Source organism: Protofrankia sp. Cr1 (genome assembly GCF_963555865.1).
GTDB lineage: Bacteria > Actinomycetota > Actinomycetes > Frankiales > Frankiaceae > Protofrankia.
Map to the genome: position 1 here is coordinate 1 of NZ_CAUVXO010000409.1, position 4,792 is coordinate 4,792.

A 4,792-nucleotide genomic window follows, 5' to 3' on the forward strand; every position below is an offset into this window, starting at 1 on the left:
GCAGACTCGCCAGACCGCGGATGAGGATGTTCGGCTTGTACGGAGGGGTGGCGCTGAGCAGCTCGGTGGATCTGACCCGACTCACCAGCGCGTCGAGGAAGATCTCCATCTCCAGCAGGGCGAGTGGCGCGCCCAGGCAGTAGTGGTGGCCGAGGCTGAAGGACAAATGACGCGAGACCGGGCGTTCGCCGTAGAATCGGGTGACGTCGAGCCGGTCTGGTTCGTCGTAGGCGTCAGGGTCACGGTTCGCGCAGGCGATCAGAGCGACCACGCCTTCCCCGGGAGCGAAGGTCCGCCCACCGATCACGAGCTCCCGCTTGGCGGCACGGGTGTTCATGTGAATGGGCGAGTCGTAACGGAGCAGCTCGTCCACGGCCCTGGGTATCAGCTCCGGCCTCGTGCCCAGCAGATCGAGCTGGTCGGGGTTGCGCAACAGGGCAAGGGCGCCGTTGCCGACCAGGTTCACGGTCGTCTCGTGACCCGCGATGATCAGGGTGATGCAGGTGCCGAGAACTTCCTCCGCGGTGAGCCTGTCGCCCTGGTCCTCCACCGCGGCCAGAGAACTGATCAGGTCGTCGCCGGGGCTGCGCCGCCGTTCGTCAACAAGTTGACGGAAGTATGCGGCGAACTCCGGCAGCGCCGCGTTGCGGGCGGCCAGCGCCTCGGCCGTCATGTAGACGTCGGGATCGAACGCGCGCGAGAGCGCCTGCGACCACTTCTGCACGAGTGGATGATCCTCGGCGGGCACGCCCAGAATCTCGCAGATCATGGTGAGCGGCAGCGGGTAGGCCATCATCTCGATCAGATCGAACTCGCCGGCGTCCAGCGCGGCGTCAAAAAGGCTGTCCACCAGTTCGGTGATGCGCGGCCGGAGCTCGGCCACCCGCCGCGCGGTGAATCCCTTGGTGACCAGGCCGCGTAGCCGGGTGTGGTCGGGTGGCTCCATCCACAGGAACGTGTCGGGGAAGGCCGCTGCCGGGATGGTGGGGTGCAGTTGCTCGGCTTCCTTGTCGTGCCCCCAGTCCGCACTCTGCAAGATCTTGACGCAGTCTGTGTAACGGGTTGCCAGGTGCAACCCGATGGCTGACATGTGGAGTGGTCCGGCGGCTCGTAGCTCCTCGTATCGGGAGTACGGATCGGCGCGGTTCGCCGGATCGAACAGCTCGCCCAACAGGGGCGGTACGACCATGTCGGTCCGCGTGTTCGCCGGGCTGGTTGCCACGTCCATTTCGGCTCCCTCTCACGATTCTTCGGCGCTTCTCCGGTCACCGGTCGTCAGCGTCGAGCGCACCGGCGGATACGCTGACGCCCACGTCGGGAACGGAAATCGCCGAACGTGTCAGATCGTCCGGTAAAAAGCTATACCAGCAGAGCCGACTGGCGCCACGGTGAACGGTTCATTGACATACCGAGTCAAGATCCCGACGGATTTTCGTCCGACCGGCCACGCCACATCCCGTCGCATCATTGCGTCCATGAATGGATCTATCGGATGGCTCAATAATTAAAAAGCCGGCCAAACAGAAGAGAATAAGATTCGAGATGACCCGACCATGCTGGCGGTGGACCACCTGTCGGTGGCGAACACAGGACGGCCACGGAGGCGTGATGGTACACGGTGGGAAAGTCCGGAAGCCGAAGCAGGAATTCACGTCCGACACTGATGATCCGTTTCGGGGCCGGCCCGCGCTGGTTCCCCTGACCGCCGACGGCCGTGGCCACGCGGTCGTCCTGGGCGCCGGCATCGCCGGGCTGCTCGCCGCCCGGGTGCTCGCGGCAACCTTCGACCGGGTCACCGTGTTCGAGCGGGACGTCCTTGCCGACCCCGATGCCGACCCCGATGCCGACCCGCGTCGCGGCGTGCCCCAGGGTCGCCACCTGCACGGCCTCCTCGACCGTGGCCGTCAGATCATGGAGGAACTGTTTCCCGGACTGACCGCCGAACTCGGCGCGAGGGGTGCTCCCACGATCGAGACGCTGGTCGGTTCCCGCTGGTACCTACGGGGGCTGCGGGTCCACCCGACCGAGACCGGGCTGATCTCGATACTCGCCAGCAGACCGCTGCTGGAAGCCGTCATCCGTTCGAGTCTGCGTGGGACCGCGGGGGTGGAGTTCATCCAGCGGGCAGCCGCGACCGAGCTTGTCGCAGCTCCCGGCGCTCCCGGGCACATCATCGGCGTGCGGGTCCTGCGATCGGCCCGAACCGTTTCGGATGGCCCCGGGCCGGGCTCGGGCCCGGGGCCGGCGGCCGGCGAGCGGGCGGAGTTCGTCGGTGCGGAGTTCGTCGGTGCGGACCTCGTCGTCGACGCGACCGGACGCGGTTCCCGCGGCCCGGACTGGCTCGCCGCCCTCGGCCTGCCCCGGCCGTTGGAGCAGCGGGTCGACGTGGACCTCGGCTATGCGTCGCGGTTCTACCGCCGTAAGCCCGACGACCTTGACGGTCACCGCTCGATCATCATTTCGACGATGCCCGGGTTCCGTGGCGGCGGAGCCGTAGCGCTCGAGGGCGAGCGTTGGCAGATAACGCTTGCCGGGATGCTCGGCGACCATCCGCCGACGGACCCCGACGGTTTCGAGGCGTTCGCCCGGACGCTGCCCGTTCCCGACATCCACGACCTGGTCGCTTCGGCGGAAGCGCTCAGTGACCCGATCCCCCACCGCTTCTCCGGTTCGCTGCGTCGACGCTACGAGCGTCTGACGAACCCGCCCGTCGGGTTCCTCGCCATCGGCGACGCGATCTGCAGCTTCAATCCGCTCTACGCCCAGGGGATGACGGTGGCGGCCCAGCAGGCGCTGGCCCTGCGGACCTGTCTGGAGGCCGGTGGCCCGGATCTGCCCGCGCGCTTCTACCGGCAGGCCGGCCGCCTCGTGGACACCGCATGGGAGATGGCAACCGGCGCAGACCTTCGCTATCCCGGCGTGCAGGGGCGACGCGGCCTACGCGGCCGGCTGGTCGGGGCATACGGCGAGCGGGTACAGATCGCCGCACATCACGATGCCACGGTGGCCGGCGCGCTGATGAATGTGCTGAACCTCGTGGAGGCTCCCACCGCGCTGCTGCGGCCCGCTGTGGTGGCGGGCGTCGTCCGGTCCGGTCGGGCACGTCCGTCCCTACCTGGGCAGCTGCCACCCGCCACCCGCCACTGACCCGGGTTTGGCCGCCGTCAAGGCGCCAGCCGGACGGGGAGGGTCTGGAGGCCACGCACGACCAGATGTGCCCGGTAGGCGAGTTGGTCTGTGCTCAGAGCGAGGCGCGGAGCGCGGCGGATGAGCGCCCGCAGAGCGATCTCTGTCTCAAGGCGGGCGAGCGGCGCGCCGAGACAGTAGTGGATGCCCAGGCCGAAACCGAGGTGCCGAAGGGCCGGGGCCGGCCCGCCGTAGCGGGTGATGTCGAACCGGTCCGGATCCCCGAAGGCGTCGGGGTCCCGTTGGGCGGCGGCCAACAGGGTGACGACGACATCGCCTGATCTGAAGGCACGCCCGGACACCTCGGTATCCTGTAGCGCAAAGCGTCCGATGAACTGTACGGGTGGGTCGTAGCGCAGCGTCTCGTCGATAACCGCAGGTACCAGGTCGAGATCAGCGTGCACGGTCGCGAGCTGGTCGGGATTACGCACCAGTGCCAGAACCGCGTTGCCGATCAGATTGACCGTGGTCTCATACCCGGCGACCAGCAGCAACGCACAGAGTTCCAGCAGTTCGGCCTCGGTCAGCCGGTCACCCTGTTCGCGCACCGCCACCAGGTTGCTGAGCAGATCATCCGTAGGCCGGTTCCGCCGGTCCGTGATCAGATCCGTGAAATAGGCGTCGAACTCACGGGTGGCGTCGACGCGCTGGGCCAGTTCGGCGGGTGTAAGTAGATGGTCCGGATCGAGCCCACGGGTCAGCGCGGCCGCCCAGCCCCGGAACGTCTCCTCGTCCCGCGCGGGCACGCCCAGCAGTTCGCAGATAAGGCGCAGCGGGAGCGGGCGGGCGAACACGTCGATCAGATCCACCTCGCCCGCGGCCTGCGCGGCGTCGATCAGGGAGTCGACGAGTGCGGTGATCCGGGGCCGCAGACCGGAAATGACCCGGGGGGTGAAAGCCTTGCTGACCAGCCCGCGCAGCCGGGTGTGATTGGGCGGATTCATCCGCAGAAACGACCGGAGCCCGCCGTCGAGCGCGTCACTCGGGCGCCACGCATTGGTTCCTTCTTCGCTGCGGCCCCACTCCGCGCCCTGGAGAACGGCCACACAGTCCTGGTAGCGCGTGAGGATCGTGACCTGCTGCGCACCCAACGGCAGGCGGTAGAACGGATCGGCCTCGCGCAGGGCGCGGTAGCTCGGGTAAGGATCGGCGCGCCGTTCCGGTGCCGGGTCGAACGCACCGAAAGCCGGCAGTATGGCGGGAGCGACCACACTCGATGTCGAGGCAGAGTTCACGACCAGCCCTTCCTTCGCACGATCATCCGGTATGCGACGGCGCATGCCGGCCCGCACCGCACCGCACCGGGCCGGGCCGGGCCGTCGCAGTTCGGCCATGCCGCCCTAATTCAGCCGTGCGATTGGCGACTGGCTGTCAGACAAACACTCGCCGGACGACGTTGCTCTCGGATGAATCGCCGCTGAATGCAGGACGGCAGGAATCGCACAGCGCGCCCTGCACACCGGTCACCCACTCCCGAAGCAGGTTGGTGCGGACCAGAAACGATCTTTCGAGCTTTGTGCGATCAACAAGGCCACTTTCAGCGCACAAACCTCGAAAAATCATCAACAGGCGACCCGGCGACCCGGTCCCACCCCACAGCCCACAG

At 67.7% G+C, this 4,792-nt stretch carries 4 protein-coding genes; 1 reads left to right on the forward strand and 3 read right to left on the reverse strand.

Going from position 1 to position 4,792, the window contains the following annotated elements:
- The coding region (locus U9980_RS22515; RefSeq protein WP_322769758.1) for a cytochrome P450 at positions 1-1,228 on the reverse strand (1,228 nt) is incomplete at its 3' end.
- Between the two features lie 380 nt (positions 1,229-1,608).
- On the opposite strand from U9980_RS22515, the gene U9980_RS22520 reads away from it, so the two are divergent.
- On the forward strand, positions 1,609-3,147 hold the full coding sequence (locus U9980_RS22520; RefSeq protein ID WP_322769759.1) for an FAD-dependent oxidoreductase: 1,539 nt from the start codon (positions 1,609-1,611) through the stop codon (positions 3,145-3,147).
- A gap of 17 nt (positions 3,148-3,164) precedes the next feature.
- Here the strand turns inward: U9980_RS22520 and U9980_RS22525 are convergent, their stop codons facing one another.
- Both U9980_RS22525 and U9980_RS22530 read right to left on the reverse strand, forming a co-directional pair.
- Positions 3,165-4,421, reverse strand: a complete 1,257-nt coding sequence (locus U9980_RS22525; RefSeq protein ID WP_322769760.1) for a cytochrome P450 — start codon at positions 4,419-4,421, stop codon at positions 3,165-3,167.
- Positions 4,422-4,557: 136 nt separating this feature from the next.
- A partial coding sequence (locus U9980_RS22530) for a hypothetical protein (RefSeq protein WP_322769761.1) occupies positions 4,558-4,792 on the reverse strand: 235 nt, incomplete at its 5' end.

Coding starts and splice junctions, on each gene's coding strand:
- U9980_RS22520 (WP_322769759.1), top strand. CDS start 1,609: ATGGTACACGGTGGGAAAGTCCGGAAGCCGAAGCAGGAATTCACGTCC.